Origin of the sequence: Lacticaseibacillus camelliae DSM 22697 = JCM 13995 (genome assembly GCF_001311195.1) — a bacterium.
GTDB lineage: Bacteria > Bacillota > Bacilli > Lactobacillales > Lactobacillaceae > Lacticaseibacillus > Lacticaseibacillus camelliae.
Map to the genome: position 1 here is coordinate 44,020 of NZ_BBAJ01000005.1, position 17,391 is coordinate 61,410.

The following is a 17,391-nucleotide window of genomic DNA, read 5'->3' on the forward strand; positions in this document are numbered from 1 at the left end:
ATGACAATAGTTTGACTAAGTTTGACGTTTAGGCTGATATTAGTTAACATAATCATGTACCCTTCTTTTCTGAAAGGATTGATTAAATGAGAACAGTCTCGTTAAAGATCTTAGACGACGCGATCGAAATGGATGTGCCCCAGGCGAAGGCAGAACTGCAGCCGCGGCACATGGTGATTCGGTATGACCCGGATCAGTCGATTGGCGAAAATCTTGAAAACATTCGTGTGAAACTAGTCGGCGTCGATTTTGACGCCATCATCATTGAGAACCCCTTGACCTATCCGTTCTCCGACACGGTCGTGGGGCTGCATCACCAGCGCATTGATATCGGGCTGGCGCTGACCAACATGTTTAACGTGCCCGTGCTGGCACGGCCAACGGTGACCAAGGGCGGCTTGGACCAGGCGTTTAACACCAAACAGCGTTACAACAGCTGGCACCTGGACTACTACGGCGAGTACCAGGGCAAGCGCAACTTCGGCCAGGAGGCCATGCTGACCATTGGCAATGGTTACTACGGCCTGCGCGGGGCCTATGTCGAAAGCCATCCCGACGATGACAACTATCCCGGCCTGTACGTGGCCGGCGTCTACAACCAAAACACGACGCCCGTCAACGGCCGCAACGTGGTCAACGAGGACCTGGTCAACCTGCCGAACGCGCAGGCGCTGACCATCGGCATCGACCACGCCAACCCGTTCAAGATCCGCCACAGCAATATCAATGACATTTACCGCAGCCTGGATTTGAAAACCGGCCAGCTCACCACGACGCTGATGGTCGCGTTTGGCACCGGCCACCAAATGATGGTGCGGGCGACCAAGGTGGCGGACATGAAGCACTGGCACCGGCTGGCGATCCGGTACGAGTTCACACCGCTGAATTTTGCCGGCAGTGTGCAGGTATACGGCACCATCGATGGCGACGTCGTGAATGACAACGTCGCGCGCTATGACCAGTTCGATCAGCACCACATCAACGTGACCGGCATGGCTAGTGCTGCCAACAAGGCGCTGCTGACAGGGGCCACCAAGAACTCCGACATCGACTTTGCCATTGGCAGCAAAATGAGCAGTCCGAACGTGGACCTGACCCGGCGCGTGGCCACGACGACGGGCTCAAAAGCGCTCCGGCAAACCGTTGACCTGACCGTCGAGCCGGGCAAGGTTTACACAATCGATAAGACAGTGGCCATTTACACCAGTCGGGAAAACGGTGATGAGCCGCTGGACACCGCCGTCTGGGACGAGCTGGACGAGGAGACATTTGAGGACACGGCCAAGAGTACGAAAGACTTTTACGCCGACGTGTGGCGCGATACCGACATCGCGATTCAAGGCGACACAATCAGCCAAAAGCTGACCCGGGTCAATATTTTTCACCTGTTCGTGTCCGGGTCCGCGCTGGCCAGCGACCAGCTGGACGCGTCCGTGGGCGCCCGTGGGCTGCATGGCGAGGCGTATCGCGGCCACGTGTTCTGGGACGAAATGTTTGTCATGCCGTTTTACGCGTCGCACTCACCGAAAATTGCCAAGGCGATGCTGGGTTACCGCTATCAGCGGCTGCCGGCAGCCCGCGAGTACGCGAAGAGCATCGGCAAAAAAGGCGCCATGTACCCGTGGCAGTCGGGGATGAGAGGCGACGAGCAATCGCAGTTCGTCCACCTGAATCCGTTGACTAACCAGTGGGATCCAGACAACTCCCGGCGCCAGCGTCACGTTTCCTTGGCGGTGGCGTACAATGTCTGGCTGTACTGGCACGTCACCGGTGATGACCAGTTCATGAAAGACCAGGGTCTGGAAATGCTGCTGTCGATTGCGAAGTTCTGTCTCAGCATGGCGACCCTCGACCCGAAGACCGGACGGTATCACATTAGCGGCGTCATGGGTCCGGATGAGTACCACGAAAGCTATCCGAACAGCGACGAAGACGGCCTGACCGATAATGCCTACACCAACATCATGACGGCCTGGCTGTTCCAGCTGATCGGGCAACTGCGCCCGCAGTTTACCAAGGACGCGTACGACGCGGCCGCCAAGCGGGCCGATTTTTCCGCCAAGGATTTTGATCAGCTCGATGTCGTGCGGCGTAAGCTGACGCTCGATATCAACGACAACGGCATCATCGGCCAGTTCGCCGGCTACTTCAGACTGCCAACGCTGGACTTTGACGCCTACCACAAGAAGTACGGCGACATTTCGCGGATCGATCGCATCCTGAAGGCGGAGGGCAAAACGCCGGACGCCTATCAGGTGGCGAAGCAGGCTGACACCATGATGGCGTACTTCCTGCTTGATCCGGCCACCATCGAAGGCTGATCGCGACATGGGCTACAAGCTGCCGGCGGATCATTTTGCGCAGAACTTGGAATTCTACCTCGAGCGGACGACGCACGGCTCCACGCTGTCGCGGATCGTCTACGCGGTCTTGACGCGGATGGACAACCGGCGCGACCAGTCCTGGAAGCTGTTCCATCAGGCCTTGTTCTCGGATTACTACGACATTCAAGGTGGCACTACCGCGGAAGGCATTCACCTGGGCGTCATGGGTGCCACGCTGCATGTGGAGGAAACTCTGTACGGCGGCGCGGATTTGCTGGGCGACGAGCTCCGGTTCGACCCGGAGCTGCCAAGCCAGTGGCAACAGCTGCACTACCAGCTGCACTTCCAAGGGGCTGAAGTTTCAGTCACCGCCGATCATCACGCGCTGACACTGAAGCAGACAAGCCGATTAAGGTGAAAGTCGCAGGCAAGCCGGTGGCACTGACTGCTGGCAAACCGGTTACCGTCGATTATCGTTAGGAGGCATTTCATGACAACATTTGAGCAAATTAAAGGCGCCGTGTTCGATTTGGACGGCGTGATCACCGATACGGCAAGGTTCCATTCACAGGCCTGGAAGCAAATCGCCGATAAGGTCGGCGCCGGCTGGGACGATGACCTGGCGGACAGCCTGAAAGGCATTGACCGGATGGCCTCACTTGACCTGATCTTGAAGCACGGCGGTAAGCAGAACGACTTCAGCGATGCCGAAAAAGAAGCGCTGGCCACCGAAAAGAATACCCGCTACTTGAAGTTGGTCGATACTCTAACGCCAGCCGATATTCTGCCTGGCATTCAGGCGTTTCTGGATGCGCTGCAGGCCGGCGGCTACAAGCTGGCGCTGGCGTCCGCGTCCAAAAACGCGCCGCGGGTGCTGAAGAACCTGGGGCTCACTGAGTACTTCCCGCACATTGTCGATCCCGCGACCCTGACCCACGGCAAACCAGACCCGGAGATTTTCGTCAAGGCGGCGGCAAGTATCGACTTGGCCCCTGAGGCCTGCATCGGGATTGAAGACGCCGCGGCCGGAGTGCAAGGTATTAACGCCGCCGGCGAAGTCTCGGTCGGCATTGGCGATGCTGAAGTCCTGCACGAAGCCGACATTATTTTCCCATCGACTGCCGAGTTGACGCTGCCGAACATCAAGGCCGCGATGGAAAAGGGCGATGTGAATGCCTAAAGCAGTCGTCTTTTTCGATTTGGATGGCACGTTGCTACGCGATGACAAGTCGCTGGCCAAAAGCACGCTGACGGCCATCGATCAGCTGCGGCAAAATGACGTGCTGCCGGTGATCGCAACCGGGCGCAACATTTTCGAGATTCAGTACGTGCTGGATCAAACCGGTATCGATTCAATCGTTTCGGCCAACGGCAGCTATGTCCAGTACCAGGGCCGCAAGCTGGACGCGGCGGTGATCCCGCAACCGTTGATCGAAGCGTTCAACGCCTTTGCCGCAAAGCAAGGCGATCCGGTGGCCTGGTTCAATAACCAGACGTTCGCGTTGAGCCGCGAAACCGAGGCTACCCGGGAAAATTTTGCCTTGCTGAAGCTGGACGCCAAGGTGATCCCGGACTGGTACCAAACGCACGAGGTCAATTTTCTGTTTGTGTTCAACACAGGCAAGGAAGACTTGTACAATCGGCAGTTTGCCGGCCAGCTGGACCTGGTCCGCAATAACCCGCGCGGTCTGGACACAATGATGGCCGGAGTGTCCAAGCGGACGGGCATTCTGACGCTGCTGAATGAAGCAGGGCTGTCTGGCACGCCGACGTACGGCTTTGGCGATGAGCTCAACGACGAACAAATGCTGAAGCTGGTCGACCATCCCGTGGTGATGGGCAATGGCAATCCGAAAATGAAGGCGCTGGCGGACTACGTGACCAGCGATAACATGCACGACGGGATCGTTCAAGGACTGCAACATTTCACTTTGATTTAAACTAATCCGTGATTAACCAAAAAAAAGCGGACACTTTCACCTGCAACAACCGGTGAAAGTGTCCGCTTTAGTGTGGCGGCGCTAATTGAGCCTGAGAAGTTGCTCGGCGTTACGGTGGCCGATTTGTTCTTTGGCAGCATCATCCAGGATCGACTCATTCAAAAAGCCAGCGACTTGGTCCTTGGCTAAGACGTAAGGAAAGTCCTCCGACCAGATGATGTGACTTGGGCCGACTTCGGCCAACGTGAGGGCAAACTGCGGCTTCGTGAACATCCCCGATGGGGTGACATAGACGTTTGACTTGTAGTAGTCGGAGAATTTGCGGTCGAGATTTACCTTGGCAACCCCGGTCATGAGGTCGAGCCGTTCCAAGAAGTTCGGGACCATTTCGCCCCAGTGACCGGAAATCAGGTGCAGGTTCGGGTACTGGTCGAACAGCCCGCTGCAAATCAGCCGGACCATTTGCACGCCGGCCTCTTCGTGCCAGCCCCAGCCCGCCATACTCAGAATATTGGCAACGCGGTCATCGTAGGATGGGCTCTGGAACCGTTCGCGGTCGGCTTTCGTCGGCATCCCTGGGTGTAGGTAAAGTGGCACGTTCAGCTTTTCCGCCTCGGCAAAAATGGGGCGGTACTGCGGCTCGTCAAGGTAGTGTCCGAACGGCAGGCCGGCGATCATCGCGCCTTGAAACCCCAGCTGGTTCACGGTGCGCGCAAGTTCTTCCGCTGCGGCCTCGGGATCTGTCATCGGCAGGACGGCAAATCCGCCGAAACGGCCCGGGTACTTGCTGATCTTTGCAGCCAGCGTGTCGTTGGTGTGCTGGCAGGCGGCGACGGCTTGCGCCTTGTCCGGGATCATGGCGCCGCTGGGGCCGGAGTTGGAAAGGACCTGCATGCTGATGCCGTACTTATCCATATAGGCAATTTTCTTGTCAAAGTCCATGGACAACTCGTCAATTTGCGTGGGGTTATTGCCCTTGGTTGCTTTTTGCTGGGCGGCGGTCATGGTTTCCTTGTGCGGCAGCTGATAATGTTCTTCAATTGTAATGATTTTTGTCATGTTGACTCGCTCCTACTTGTCGCTATTCAGCCAATCATTGGTCGTGTCCATAAACTTCTCCACCGACTTCGGCTGATCCAGGCCCGGCAGATCATCGCTGGCCTTGACGCCGAGGTCCTTGAGCACGATCGCCAGGTTCTTGTAACTGTCCCGTGCACCAACAACAGGCTTGATGTCCTTCGGGGTGACGGGCAGCAGAGTGTCGCGCTCGTAAATCGGGGTCATTGAGTAAATCTTCCACTCGCCGCTGACCTTTTTCAGCGAGTAAACCAGCCGAACGTAAATCAGGTTGTCCATGGTCTGACCTTGCACTGGGGTACGGCCGGTCATGGTGGTCACCACGACCGCGACGGCTTTTTCGCCGTGCAGCCACACGAGGGTGTCGTGCATCTTGTGGGCCGGCAGGGAATCGGTTTGCGCATCAGGGGCCGGCTTCGAAGCGGCTAAAAAGCCATTGATGTCGCCCTTGTACCAGGAGATCTCAATGGTCGCGTCGTCGGTGTAGCAAGTGGCCATCCCATCCCACAGGCCGTAGTCCCGGGCATAGCGCTCGTAGTGGACCAGCTCTGTGATCTGCTCTTTGGCCAACATTTCGTCGACTGTCTTCGTGGTCGGCCGTTGTTCTTCAAATGTCATGAATCAAAACTCCCTTTCAGTGCGGTTCAACATTTTTCTGCATTAATAGTTTACAACTATGAAGTATAGTTGCATATTTAACACATGTCAACTATCATTGAATTAACGATTAAAGGCAGGAGGTGCCATATGGCCGAAAACAAAACAGACACGCGCACGTTCACGCAACTTTTTTTCCGCACTGGCGCAGGAGATGGTGCAAAATCGCAGCCAAAACGGCCTGGGACTGACCCGGCTGCAGGGGCTGGCCTTGCGCAGTGTGAATCAGCGGCCAGGCATCACCATGACCGAGCTTGCTCAGCAGATCGGCATTACGAATCCGCAGCTGACGCGCATCGTGACCACGCTTGAGGACCGCGGGCTGGTCAAGCGCGAGCACAATCCGGAGAATCGCCGAGTGGTCAATGTCCAAAGCACTGAGCAGGGCGTGGCACTGATTGCGCAAAACGTTGAGGCCGTCGCGGCACGCTACGACCAGGCGCTGCAAACGCTGACGCCAGCCGAGCAAACCACCCTGGTCCGAGATTTGCAAACCAGTATGCGCCTGATGACAAAGGCTGGCATCCTCAAGGGACTCAAACAGCCCGTCGCGGCGGACCAAAGCCCGGCGCCAAAATAGTCGACGATGCACTCGTCTGGTAAACGGAAATCAGACAGAAAACGGAGGCAGTCAACATGAAAGCAATCGTGATCGAACAAGCAGGTGGCCCGGAAGCGTTAAAACTCATGGAGGTGCCGACCCCTCAGGTCAAACCAGGCTGGAGTTTGGTGAAGGTGAAGGGCTTTGGCATCAACCGGTCGGAGATTTTTACCCGCAACGGTGAGTCGCCGACGGTCAAGTTTCCGCGCATCCTGGGCATCGAGTGTGTCGGTGAAATTGCGGCGACGACCGATGACGCGCACCTGCCCCGCGGCCAAAAAGTCGCGTGCCTGATGGGCGGCATGGGCCGGGCGTTCGACGGCGGGTATGCCGAGTACGTGCTGATGCCAAACCAGAGCATTTTACCGGTTACAACCAGTTTGAGCTGGGCAGAGTTTGCGGCCATTCCCGAAACTTACTTCACCGCATATGGCGCGCTGCATAACGCGCACAGCGACCGCGCCAAGCGCCTGTTGGTTCGTGGGGCGACCAGCGGGGTCGGCAGTGCCGCCATTAAGCTGGCCAAGGCCATGGACGCAACCATTAAAATCGCCGGCTCCACGCGCCACCAAGAGAAGTTTGCTGAGCTAAAAGCGATCGGCTGCGATGAACCGGTGCTGGATCAAGCCGGCAAAGTACAAACCAATGACAAGTTTGATGCCATCATTGAACTGGTGGGGACGGCGACGCTGACTGACTCGCTGGCGCACCTGAATCCACGCGGGTACTGCTGCCTGGTCGGGGGCCTAGCGAATCAGTGGACGGTGCCTGATTTTGACCCGTTTGTCATTCCGACCGGCGCCTCACTGACGTCGTTTGGGTCCGGCGCCGAAATCACGCCTGAGCGGTTCTCGAACATGATGCGGCTGATCGAAAACCATCACATCGATGTGAAACCGCGCAAGACGTTTGACTTGGCCCACACCGGGGAGGCCCAGGCTGCTTTAGACGAACCGGACAGCTTCGGCAAGGTGGTTGTTCTGCTTTAACTGAATCTTCCGGATACGAAAGCACCGCCATCTGCAACATGCAGGTGACGGTGTTTTTGTGGCCAGACGGAACTTACTGAGCCTGGTGAGGGACGCGATTCAGCCTGACTTGATCCCCAACCTCGGCGATGACGTCAAAGCCTGGGTCGTTGTCTAGCTCACCAAAGTTCAATTTCAGGGTGTGGCCGGTTTGCTCGACGGTGTGGACGCGTTCTTTGACCAGCATGCGCAGGGCCTCGGCGAAGGTGAAGTGGTTGGCTGCTTCCTGTTCCGCCTTGGCGAGGGTGTAGCCTTGGTCGATCATCGATTTCACAAAACTGATCGTGACAATGTCGCGGTAACTGTATCGCTTGTTTTGGCCTTCGCCGTGCCGGATGGGGTGCACGATGCCTTTTTTTTCTCCCAATACCGGATCTGCGTGGCCGTCGCGCCGGTGACCCGACTGGTTTCACCGATGCCCATTGACACGTCAAGGTCTTGGACCCGACGTTTGAATTCGAATTCATCCAAGGTTTTTCCTCCTATACCATTGACATGCAAACACAACTGACGTAATATTTTCAACTGTGATTATAACACAATGTTATATTCGAGCAACGAAAAATTAGATAGGGAGCCTAAAACATCAGATGGATAGTCTAAAAAAATGCTAAAGATGTGAATGGTAAGCCGATCCACGCAATGATGATGATCATCACCCTGCTAGTAGGGACCTTCACCACCGTCTTGAATCAGACCATTCTCTCAACCGCGTATCCGACCTTAATGAATACGTTCAATATTTCCACTTCGACAGTCCAGTGGCTGACGACAGGCTTCATGCTGGTCAACGGGATCATGATCCCGGTCACCGCGTTCCTGGTGAACAAGGTGCCGACCAAAATCCTGTACCTGTTTGCGATGAGCACGTTCCTGATCGGGACCATTGTCGCGTACGTCGCCGGCAACTTCGGCGTGTTGCTGACCGGTCGCTTGATTCAGGCCGTCGGGGTCGGCGTCACGATGCCGCTCCTGCAGAACATCATGCTGACGATTTTCCCGCCTGACAAACGTGGGGCAGCCATGGGGGTTGCCGGGATCGCCATCGGGGTCGCACCTGCCATTGGGCCGACACTTTCCGGCTGGGTCATTGACCAGTTCGGCTGGCGAATGCTGTTCGGCATGATCATCCCCGTCGCGGCTCTGGTTTTGATCAGCTCGTTCTTCTTCATGGCGAACGTCCTGCCTGACCGCAACCCGAAGCTCGACGTGCTGTCTCTGATCGAATCGACGATCGGCTTCGGCGCCTTGCTGTACGGCTTCTCCGAAGTCGGCGACAAGGGCTGGGGCTCGCCGATCGTGTACGGCTCCATTATTCTTGGGGTCCTGGTGATTGCGCTGTTCACGCACCGTCAGCTCAACTTGGACCAGCCGTTCTTGGAACTGCGCGTCTTCAAGACCAAGATTTTCACCTTATCCTCAATCTTGGGTTCCATTGCCAACATGGCGATGGTCGGGGCCGAAATGGTCATTCCGATGTACCTGCAGATCATTCACGGCAAAACGGCGCTGGAATCTGGACTCACGCTTTTGCCTGGGGCCATCATGATGGCGCTGATGAGTCCAGTCACTGGGAACATTTTTGACCGGATCGGGGCCAAGCGCCTCGCGCAACTTGGCCTGTTCCTGCTGGCCATTGCGACCGTGCCGTACGCGTTTGTCACGGCCAACACCCCATCGATTTACATCACCATGCTCTACATGGTCCGGATGTTCGGGATTTCGATGACGATGATGCCGCTGACCACCAACGGCATGAACGCGTTGCCGCAGAACATGATCGCCCATGGTACCGCCGTCAACAACACCGTGCGGCAGATCGCCAGCTCCATTGCAACGGCGATCATGATCTCTGTGCTGAGTGACGTCACCAATGCGTCCAAGCCGGCTAAGGCGCTTTTGACCTCGGATCCGCTGGCGTACAAGCACGCGTTCTTCAACGCGACCCTGAACGGCTACCACGCGGCGTTCTGGTTCGCAATCGGCTTTTCCACGCTCGGCTGGCTGCTGGCGTTCTTCCTGAACCAGAAGACGGGTTCCGTTGAGGTCGACCTCAAGGCAGACGCTAAAAAGGAGGCGGCAAAATGATTCTTTGGATACTGATCATTAGCACCGCCTTGCTGTTCCTCAGCTTCATGCTGATGAAAAACTCTTGGTTGCGCACGCTGCTCAGCGCTATTTTCTTGATCATCTTGCTGAGTGCCATCGCGCTGATCCAGAACAACGACGCGAACCACGTCGGCATGAAAAAGGTCACAACCGAATCCACGCAGGTGATTTACAGCGCGTCGCCGAGCCCACAGCTGAAACTGCTGCTGCACCAGGACATCGGCACCGCCGGCAAGCACAACGTGGTCATTTACAAGACCAGCGAAAAGGGCAAGGCAACGCACACAAAGGCTGACTACGACATTCACAACAAGGTCGTCAGCACCTCCGATAACGTCGCGCAGATGAAAGTCCGCCGCACCGAGTGGGTCTACAAGTCAGACTTTTATTCCACGCTGTTCGCCAACCAGAACAACCACTTGCTGGTCAGCCAGACCAACACGTTCTCGCTGCCTAAGGGTTGGTACAACCTGACCACCAAGCAGGCCAAGGAACTCGGTAAGCAGGCGAAAGCCATGCAGAACCCGAGTGCTGCGCAAAAGGCCGCGATGGGCCAAGCCATTCAGGCGCAAGTCGCCGCAGCGATGCAAAAGAATCCATCGATGAGTAAGGCGGATCAGCAGCAGCTGGTAAAACAGATCACTGCTAAGTACCAGCAGCAGGCGATGGCCAAGCTGATCAATCAGATTCAAGCTAAATACTAAGTTTGAAGAAGTCGTGTCTGAGAAGACACGGCTTTTTTTGTTCCCTGATCGGGTGATGATGTCTGCCTATTTTACGCATAGCGGCAGCGCCAGCGAGATTCGCATCAGTCTGCGGCCGAATCCTCGGGATTTTGCTACTACGACGGCCTTGGGCGCTGAGGCCATCGACTACGCGCCAGGGTGGGAGACAAAGAAGTAATAAAACGTGTTTTGGAAGTCGCGTCTGAAAAGATACGACTTTTTGCTGCCATTGAAAAAAAGCACTGCCTTAAAAAGACAGTGCTTAAGGGCACCCACAAGCAAATTGTCGCGTACCGAGACTATTGTTCACCAAACTTTTGGGCGAAGTCGGTGATGATACGGCGGCTCTGCTTGGTCTGAATCAACGCCTTGCGCCACTGCGCCGGGGCTTGCTCGTCCAAGTGGCCGGCCGCATACAGACAGGCGGCGATTTGGGCAATCGTATCGGTGTCCTCGCCGAGGTTGGCTGCGGTCAGAATCAGGTCCTGCACAGACGCCGCATTCGCCGCACACCAAACGGCTGCTTCCAGCGAGTCAATCACGTAGCCGCTTGAGCGAATTTGGTCGCGCGGCGTGGCGAAAAAGTCTGGGTTCAAGACCCGGTCAAAATACGCGAACTCCTCGGCACGGAAGTCACCTTGATGCACCAACTGGCTGGCCTGCTTGAGTGCTTCGGCGAGCGCCTGGCCAGCCAGCAGCTGCCGCAGCGTCTCAACGTACAGGCAGCTGGCGATGATCGACCGCTCGTGGCCGTGCGTCACTGTGGTAAAGTCCGTGATGCGTTGCCGGCGATCCCGCCAGTTTTGCCCATCCAGGGCGAAGGCGAGGGGCGCAATGCGCATCAACGCGCCATTGCCGTTCGCGTTAGCCAACCGGCTGCCCGCCTCAGTTGCGGGCACGTGCCCCGTGTTAAAGCGGCTGATGGCCTCACTGGTGCCGATGCCAATATCGAAGCGAATGCCGTGCGGCGTGTAGTCGCCGTCCAGGTAAGCAGTGAACTTTTGCATCAGCTGGGTCGGGCCGCCGCCTTCAGTCAGCGTCTCCGCCAGGCACAAGGTCAGTGAGCTGTCATCTGACCATGAGCCGACCGGCTGATCATACGTGCCGTGGCCGGTCATGTCAGAGACGTGGTAGCTGTCGCGCGGCCGGAACTCGACCGGTACGCCGAGCGCATCGGCAATCATGCTGACTTCGAACAAGTTTGTGATTTGGTTTTGACTGGCCATGGCTGCCTCCATGATTGACGTTAAACACTATTGTTGAATTCAGTTTAGCACAGTGCTTAACCGCAGATGAACTGGTTGCTGCCTGTGGGAGTCTGAACAGTCCAAATTGAGCGTTTATTCGATGGCCCAACGCAAACTGTCACTTACGTTTCATTCTTCCTATCAGTACAATTAAGGCAAGAACATTGGCTAAGCTGAAGAAGTATTTGCTGGCTGCTTAACTCAAGACCGGTAGCCTAGTCTGTTGGCTAAGCGGGCGACTCGGTAGCGTATTTCGAAAGGATGACAATCAGTGAGAGCAGAAACCGAAAAGATGCAGGCTGCCTATTTTACGCAAGTGGGCAATACTGATGAGATTGAAGTGGGTCAGCTACCGGTGCCGTCGATCGGGCCGGCTGATGTCCTAGTTCGGATCCGCGAGGCGGCGGTCAACCGGGTCGACGCGTATGTGCGTTCCGGGGCGTTTAAAACACCGCTTCAACCGCAACAAATCATCGGCCGCGATGCGTGGGGTACGGTGGCGGCCGTGGGTGCAGAAGTCACGGCTTTCCATGTTGGCGACCGCGTCTGGACCAACAGCATGGGATACGGCGGCCGGCAAGGTATCACCGCACAGTTTGCCACCATTCCTGAGGCCCGGTTGTTTGCGATGCCTGATGGCGACCCGAGCAACTGGCTCGCGCTGGTTCATCCCGGCGCAACGGCGGCCATCATCGTCACGCAGCTCTTGAAGCTTCAGCCTGGCCAAACATTGCTTGCCGAAGGTGGCGCGGGGCACGTTGGCCGGATGCTGATCCAGTGTGCGAAAATTTGCGGACTGCACGTGATCGCCACGGCGAATCCGCGAGATTTTGTTGCTGTGACTGCCTTGGGAGCTGAGGCCATCGATTACGCGCCAGGCTGGGAGAAAAAGTTGGATCGACCAGTGGATGCCATCATTGATAGTTCAGGTCGTGTCCCGTTGCAACTCAACCTTGATCAACTTGCAGTAGGCGGCCAGATCATTTTGATTGCCGCCACCAAAGAACCCAAAGTTAGCTTTGACCTGCCCAGATTCTACATGAACGAGCAGCGATTGCGCGGGTTTGTCATCAGCCGGGCGAGTTTGGCGAGTCTGACGCAGGCAAATCAATGGCTGCTTCAGCACGCGGCCACTTTTGCGCCACTGACAGTCGAGCAGTTGTCTTTAAATGATGCCGCAAAGGCCCATGCAATGGTCATGGATCCACAGGTGAAAACGCGGCTGCTGATTACCTTGCCATAGGTGTTGGTAATCCGATATGATGGCCCCAAAGGCAAGCAGGAGGAGAATGTCATGAAAATCGAACTGGTGCCAATCACGATCGACATGTATGAAGGCGACGTCGAAGTCTACGATAATTCAATCACTTTGGATCCGTATGTGCTGGTGCACGTCATTGCCCAGGCGCCACACTGGTCAGAGACGGTCGATGGGGATCTTCAGCTGCGTCGCCAGAAGGTGCGTGAAATCAAAAAGGCCATTGCACCGGTGATCAAGCAGAATCAACAATGGCTCGATTTGGATACTCAGCAGCCAGCTGATGCTATTCTTAAACAGGTCCCGGACATGATCAATAAGCTCATGGCCGTTTTAAACACGGTGATGATTCCAGGCGAGTTGGAAATCGACTCGATGGAGCTGATAGGGTCCTGGCCGGCATACGAAGCTGAGCCAACCGAGCTGCTCGATCAGTATCATCAGCAACACGCGCTTCATCTAGCAGAACGTCTCAGAGACCAAAACCTCGACCAATAACTGACGAGCCGAGTGGTGTGACCACGACCCATGCCCGTCGGATGTCAAAAACGCCCGACCGCTTTTCTTGAAATTACCAAGAAAAGGGGCCGGGCGCTTCGTCTGCATCCGAAACCACGCAAAGGGCACCATCTCTTGCGAAATGGTGTCCCGCGCCACCGGATTTGACCCCGGTGGCTTTTTATTGCAGGGTTGCCCCTGCCTGCTATCCCAACCGCTGTCACCAGGGCCGGTCGCTTTATTAAGTTAGGAAAGTGATAGCAGCATCCTGCCATGCGTCCTGAAAGGACCCCATACGTTGAGGTATGGTCTTCGTAGCCAACCAGCTGGCGGCTCAGCATGCCGGGTCAACCCATGGCTTGGGTCGGATTGCCCGGTAGTTGGCGAGTAGTGCTGATGAGGTTGTTCCTTCCTCACCCACTCGTCATCCAAGGGCAGAATAGCACGGCATGAAATCGTTGTCAATTTAATTGAGATGAACCTTTTTAACCATGTCATGACATATAGTATTCTATTTATATTCTGGGTTGGTTTGCCTGACGAAACGAGTCGCCACACATCAAAAGACGCCCCAATCAACTCGATGATCAGGACGCCATTAACTATTTGGTGAGGGGCTTGAACCGGTCGATGAACGCTGTAGTGATCGGCGTCTGGAGCCGGTGCTTACGCCAGGCCAGGACCGTGTGGGTCTGCACGCGCGGCTAGAACGGGATGAACCGCACCCCGGCGTGATTTTGCGGGTCGATGACGCCTTCGATCGTCAGGGCGGCACCAACTTGTGCTTGCACCAACGGCATGACGTTAAAGATCAGATTGAAGTGGCCGACAATTTTCAGATCGGTCAGTTTAATCTCCGACCACGAAGCCAAGAGTTGCTGCACGGCGCCGCGGCTGGAAATAATGAGCGGCACCTCTGGCAAATCGGCAGGCTCGATCACCGGTTTCGTGGCGATGGGGGCGTCGACACTGACGACCAGGCCCCAGCGCTCTGTATGCGCCAGTGTGAGGTGGTCGTACTTGTCCGCATTCACCGGCTCGAGCAGCAAGGCCAGGTCGATCAGGCCCTTGTCGAGCCGGTCAAACAGGTCGTCGGAGGTCCCGGTGAACAGGTCGAAGGTGACCGCCGGGTATTCGGCCGTGAACCCGGCAAGTTCGTTGGCCAGGGTGTGGCTGCTGTCAGCCTCGACTGCACCGATGTTGAGGTTCCCGCTGAATAACTGACGCCGCTGGTCGATAAAAGTCTGCTCGGTTTGCTGCGTCAACGTCAGGATTTCCTGCGCACGCGTTTTGAGGTAAAGTCCGGCCTGCGTCAGCGTGAGGCCGTGATTGGTCCGCGTGAACAGTGGCGCGCCTAACTCGTTTTCCAGCTGCTTGAGTTGGCGGGAGAGTGTAGCTGCGTGATGTGCAGACGCTCTGCCGCCCGCGAGATCGAGCCCGCGCGTCAATCGCCAAAAAGTATTCCAGCAGTCTTAATTCCATCACGCACGCCTCCAGTCAGTTAATAAGGCCGGTCGCCAACCGTGCCGGGCTTATCGATTCCTAGACTACTATACCGATGCAGGCGGGGATTCACAATCGTGTTGACGATCAGGTCGGCGACACTTTTGCGCGAGACGATGGTGCCTTTAAAAGGCGTGCCTTTTGCCGTGAGCTCGTAGTCGACCTCGTCATCGTCCGTCAGGTAGGCGGCGCGAATCAGGGTGTAGTCCAGATTACTTGTCTCAATTAGCTGGGCGGCACGCCGGGTGTCATCCATGACGTCACTGCCGACGTCTTCTTCGACCCAGCGGCCAAACTCGCCAGGCACCTCGTGGTACAAGCCGAGCCCCGTGACGTAGATCAGCCGGTCAACGCTGGCGCTGGTCATCGCCTTGACGATATTTTCCGCCATCGGTTCAAACTCGCCGCCGAGGTTCGAGTAGACGATGTCCTGGCTGACCATGGCTTGGTACAGGGCCTGGTAGTCGTTCACGTCGGCCTCGACCACGGTTTCGCGAGTGGGGTTGATCTGACCAAGCCGCTTGGCCCGGCGCAGGTACAAGGTGAGGTGAGCGTCGGTTTCTTGCAACAGGCGCTGGCGGACCAGTCTGGCAATTCGGCCGTTAGCGCCTAAAATCAGCACATTGGGCAACGGTTAGTCCTCCGTGTCACTTTTGCCGTAGATTTCCTCGGCTAGCGGAAACGCGGACCACGCCTTAGGCCACCCAGCGTAAAAGGAAAGGTGTGTGATCAGCGCGACCATTTCAGTCTTGGTCACGCCGTTTTCCTTTGCGATGGCCATGTGCGACTTCAGCTGCGGGAAAAGGCCCTGCGCCATCAGCGCGGCGCAAGTGATCAGACTGCGGTCGCGGGCAGACAGCTCGTCTTCCTTAGCCCAGACCTGACCGAACAGGACGTCATCATTCAGCGCGGCGAACTGCGGGGCGAAGTCGCCCAAGCGGTCGCGGCCAGCGGTTTGTTTTTTCGCCATTTTCTAGTCCTCCAATGCGTTGTAGGCCTTGTCTGAAACCGGCTCGAGCCATTCCGGCGTGCCGGCCGTGATGGCGATGTGTGAGAACCAGCTGTCCTTCGTCGCGCCGTGCCAGTGCCTGACGCCATCGTGGGTGACCACGACATTCCCGGGGTGCAGTTTGCGCGCCGGCTGGCCCTCTTCTTGGTACCAGCCCTCGCCGCCGGTCACCAGCAGCAGCTGGAAGCCGTCGTGGTGAATGTGCCAGTTGTTCCTGCAGCCGGGCTCGAAGGTCACGTTGCCGACGCCGACGTTGATTGCTGGATCGCTGATCAGGTTGTTGAGGTAGCTTTGGCCGACAAAATACTGGGCGTAGGCGTCGTTCGTCGCGCCGATGTGAAAGATGCCGTACTTTACAGATTGTTCGTTGGTTGTCATGTTGAATCGTCCTTTCGAAAAGCTTTGAGTAGTAACACTTAACTTTGACTGAAGTTAGTGTAGTGGATATTTGACCATGCGTCTAATGCTCTTATTGAGTGCCATACATGCTTTCTGGGCATGCTGATGAGAAGTGGCCACGAGTGGTGCAGACGATTACCTAAGTATGTCGGCAAGGTACTCAAGATTGGTGATTTGGTTCTTATGGTAGTTAAACTACGACGCCAGCTTACCCGATTCGGCGGCCAGAGTACGCAGGAATCACGTCGAATTGTGTGACCTACGCAGTTTGCCGGCAATGACATACGACAAATTTTGTACAATTACGCAGAGCCCCGTCAAAATCATATGGGAGAAGCCTTTTAGGAGTGCTAAATAGTTAAATACAGGGACTCTGCCCTGACACAGTTTTGCTCGTGACATTGTGCAAACATAAGATATTTGTCGTGTATCAATAATCGAAAACTCGGTACGCAGCTTAATTTCGTATGTCCTTCTCGCGAAGCATACGTTTTTGTATAATGGCAGAATACTTTAGCGATTCTGGATAAACGCGATGAGAATCTATCTTTTGTTGTGGGTTTACTAAAGGCGTTTTGCACAGCGGACTAAGAATCTCATTTTATTGACCAGCCTGGAGGCAAATCAAATTAAAACCTGGGGGGTGGAAATCTACCGGATATAAAACATTGATGGAATGCTTTCGAAAAAAATGGCATATCAGGCTTCCGTCAATGTTCTAATTTCAGTTGTGTTAGTTGATTATCAAAGGAAAGAGTCAAATTCTTAAACTCATTCATGTTGTATTTAATTTGAACGTTGCTATGACAGATGTTCGTGATGTAGCTCTTAGTCAAAGCTTGAAGCTTGAAAAGATTGTGAACAGATAGATAAGATTATAATCAAAGTATTCTTGAATCATGGACTGGGAAAAGATGAATATCATAATTGCCTGCCACAATTAGATGGGAGAGAGCCATGACACTGAACGCAAACAGCATAGATGCACGTGTAACTAAAATGAAACCCTCAATTTT

16 protein-coding genes and 1 pseudogene are annotated in these 17,391 nt (G+C 55.6%); 9 read left to right on the plus strand and 8 right to left on the minus strand.

The genetic code is table 11. The features are described from left to right. The first annotated feature begins 86 nt into the window (after window positions 1-86). The 3 genes and pseudogenes from JCM13995_RS01745 (at window position 87) to JCM13995_RS01755 (ending at window position 4,264) form a co-directional block, all read left to right on the plus strand. Window positions 87-2,804: pseudogene (locus JCM13995_RS01745) on the plus strand (glycoside hydrolase family 65 protein). Window positions 2,805-2,814: 10 nt separating this feature from the next. Next, window positions 2,815-3,504 (plus strand): beta-phosphoglucomutase, encoded by a 690-nt coding sequence (gene pgmB / locus JCM13995_RS01750; RefSeq protein ID WP_054661831.1) that lies wholly within the window; start codon window positions 2,815-2,817, stop codon window positions 3,502-3,504. Beyond that, window positions 3,497-4,264, plus strand: coding sequence for a Cof-type HAD-IIB family hydrolase (locus JCM13995_RS01755; protein ID WP_054661833.1), 768 nt, complete (start codon window positions 3,497-3,499; stop codon window positions 4,262-4,264). Before pgmB ends, JCM13995_RS01755 begins: the two co-directional genes overlap by 8 nt. Before the next feature lie 81 nt (window positions 4,265-4,345). Here the strand turns inward: JCM13995_RS01755 and JCM13995_RS01760 are convergent, their stop codons facing one another. Next, window positions 4,346-5,323, minus strand: a complete 978-nt coding sequence (locus JCM13995_RS01760) for an amidohydrolase family protein (protein WP_054661836.1) — start codon at window positions 5,321-5,323, stop codon at window positions 4,346-4,348. A gap of 12 nt (window positions 5,324-5,335) precedes the next feature. After that, window positions 5,336-5,959, minus strand: coding sequence for a nuclear transport factor 2 family protein (locus tag JCM13995_RS01765; RefSeq protein WP_054661839.1), 624 nt, complete (start codon window positions 5,957-5,959; stop codon window positions 5,336-5,338). Window positions 5,960-6,152: 193 nt separating this feature from the next. On the opposite strand from JCM13995_RS01765, the gene JCM13995_RS01770 reads away from it, so the two are divergent. Continuing rightward, the gene (locus JCM13995_RS01770) at window positions 6,153-6,578 is read left to right on the plus strand and encodes a MarR family transcriptional regulator (protein ID WP_054661845.1); all 426 of its coding nucleotides are present in this window, start codon (window positions 6,153-6,155) and stop codon (window positions 6,576-6,578) included. A 56-nt stretch (window positions 6,579-6,634) separates the two neighbouring features. Then, window positions 6,635-7,588 carry an alcohol dehydrogenase catalytic domain-containing protein gene (locus tag JCM13995_RS01775; RefSeq protein ID WP_054661848.1) on the plus strand — a complete coding sequence of 318 codons (954 nt, stop codon included), beginning with the start codon at window positions 6,635-6,637 and terminating at the stop codon, window positions 7,586-7,588. A 73-nt stretch (window positions 7,589-7,661) separates the two neighbouring features. On the opposite strand, the gene JCM13995_RS01780 is transcribed toward JCM13995_RS01775, so the two are convergent. Next, window positions 7,662-7,994 carry a MerR family transcriptional regulator gene (locus JCM13995_RS01780; RefSeq protein ID WP_082397666.1) on the minus strand — a complete coding sequence of 111 codons (333 nt, stop codon included), beginning with the start codon at window positions 7,992-7,994 and terminating at the stop codon, window positions 7,662-7,664. Between the two features lie 275 nt (window positions 7,995-8,269). On the opposite strand from JCM13995_RS01780, the gene JCM13995_RS01785 reads away from it, so the two are divergent. Beyond that, complete coding sequence (locus JCM13995_RS01785) at window positions 8,270-9,715, plus strand: MDR family MFS transporter (protein WP_054661851.1); 1,446 nt, start codon at window positions 8,270-8,272, stop codon at window positions 9,713-9,715. Next, entirely contained in the window at window positions 9,712-10,440 is a 729-nt protein-coding gene (locus JCM13995_RS01790; RefSeq protein ID WP_054661854.1) for a DUF4811 domain-containing protein, read from the plus strand. Before JCM13995_RS01785 ends, JCM13995_RS01790 begins: the two co-directional genes overlap by 4 nt. A gap of 320 nt (window positions 10,441-10,760) precedes the next feature. Here JCM13995_RS01790 and JCM13995_RS01795 read toward each other — a convergent pair whose 3' ends face one another. Beyond that, window positions 10,761-11,687: an ADP-ribosylglycohydrolase family protein gene (locus tag JCM13995_RS01795; protein WP_054661857.1), complete on the minus strand. Its 927-nt coding sequence runs from the start codon at window positions 11,685-11,687 to the stop codon at window positions 10,761-10,763. A 292-nt stretch (window positions 11,688-11,979) separates the two neighbouring features. Between JCM13995_RS01795 and JCM13995_RS01800 the strand changes: the two genes are divergently transcribed. Continuing rightward, a complete protein-coding gene (locus JCM13995_RS01800) occupies window positions 11,980-12,951 on the plus strand; it encodes an alcohol dehydrogenase catalytic domain-containing protein (RefSeq protein WP_054661860.1) in 972 nt (323 codons plus the stop codon). 51 nt (window positions 12,952-13,002) lie between these two features. Next, window positions 13,003-13,464: a hypothetical protein gene (locus tag JCM13995_RS01805; protein ID WP_054661863.1), complete on the plus strand. Its 462-nt coding sequence runs from the start codon at window positions 13,003-13,005 to the stop codon at window positions 13,462-13,464. Window positions 13,465-14,168: 704 nt separating this feature from the next. Here the strand turns inward: JCM13995_RS01805 and JCM13995_RS01810 are convergent. From JCM13995_RS01810 to JCM13995_RS01825, 4 genes are read right to left on the minus strand one after another with little or no spacing between them, the layout of a single operon-like run. Further along, entirely contained in the window at window positions 14,169-14,912 is a 744-nt protein-coding gene (locus JCM13995_RS01810) for a LysR family transcriptional regulator (protein ID WP_369385578.1), read from the minus strand. Window positions 14,913-14,965: 53 nt separating this feature from the next. Further along, a complete protein-coding gene (locus JCM13995_RS01815) occupies window positions 14,966-15,598 on the minus strand; it encodes an NAD(P)H-binding protein (protein WP_054661866.1) in 633 nt (210 codons plus the stop codon). A 3-nt stretch (window positions 15,599-15,601) separates the two neighbouring features. Then, a complete protein-coding gene (locus tag JCM13995_RS01820; RefSeq protein ID WP_054661869.1) occupies window positions 15,602-15,937 on the minus strand; it encodes a carboxymuconolactone decarboxylase family protein in 336 nt (111 codons plus the stop codon). Between the two features lie 3 nt (window positions 15,938-15,940). After that, window positions 15,941-16,354, minus strand: coding sequence for a cupin domain-containing protein (locus tag JCM13995_RS01825; RefSeq protein WP_054661871.1), 414 nt, complete (start codon window positions 16,352-16,354; stop codon window positions 15,941-15,943). Window positions 16,355-17,391 lie beyond the last annotated feature (1,037 nt).

Excerpts from the sequence above, each read along its gene's own strand:
- pgmB (WP_054661831.1), top strand. The coding sequence starts at position 2,815 with ATGACAACATTTGAGCAAATTAAAGGCGCCGTGTTCGATTTGGACGGC.
- JCM13995_RS01755 (WP_054661833.1), top strand. The coding sequence starts at position 3,497 with ATGCCTAAAGCAGTCGTCTTTTTCGATTTGGATGGCACGTTGCTACGC.
- JCM13995_RS01760 (WP_054661836.1), bottom strand. The coding sequence starts at position 5,323 with ATGACAAAAATCATTACAATTGAAGAACATTATCAGCTGCCGCACAAG.
- JCM13995_RS01765 (WP_054661839.1), bottom strand. The coding sequence starts at position 5,959 with ATGACATTTGAAGAACAACGGCCGACCACGAAGACAGTCGACGAAATG.
- JCM13995_RS01770 (WP_054661845.1), top strand. The coding sequence starts at position 6,153 with ATGGTGCAAAATCGCAGCCAAAACGGCCTGGGACTGACCCGGCTGCAG.
- JCM13995_RS01775 (WP_054661848.1), top strand. The coding sequence starts at position 6,635 with ATGAAAGCAATCGTGATCGAACAAGCAGGTGGCCCGGAAGCGTTAAAA.
- JCM13995_RS01785 (WP_054661851.1), top strand. The coding sequence starts at position 8,270 with ATGATGATGATCATCACCCTGCTAGTAGGGACCTTCACCACCGTCTTG.
- JCM13995_RS01790 (WP_054661854.1), top strand. The coding sequence starts at position 9,712 with ATGATTCTTTGGATACTGATCATTAGCACCGCCTTGCTGTTCCTCAGC.
- JCM13995_RS01795 (WP_054661857.1), bottom strand. The coding sequence starts at position 11,687 with ATGGCCAGTCAAAACCAAATCACAAACTTGTTCGAAGTCAGCATGATT.
- JCM13995_RS01805 (WP_054661863.1), top strand. The coding sequence starts at position 13,003 with ATGAAAATCGAACTGGTGCCAATCACGATCGACATGTATGAAGGCGAC.
- JCM13995_RS01820 (WP_054661869.1), bottom strand. The coding sequence starts at position 15,937 with ATGGCGAAAAAACAAACCGCTGGCCGCGACCGCTTGGGCGACTTCGCC.
- JCM13995_RS01825 (WP_054661871.1), bottom strand. The coding sequence starts at position 16,354 with ATGACAACCAACGAACAATCTGTAAAGTACGGCATCTTTCACATCGGC.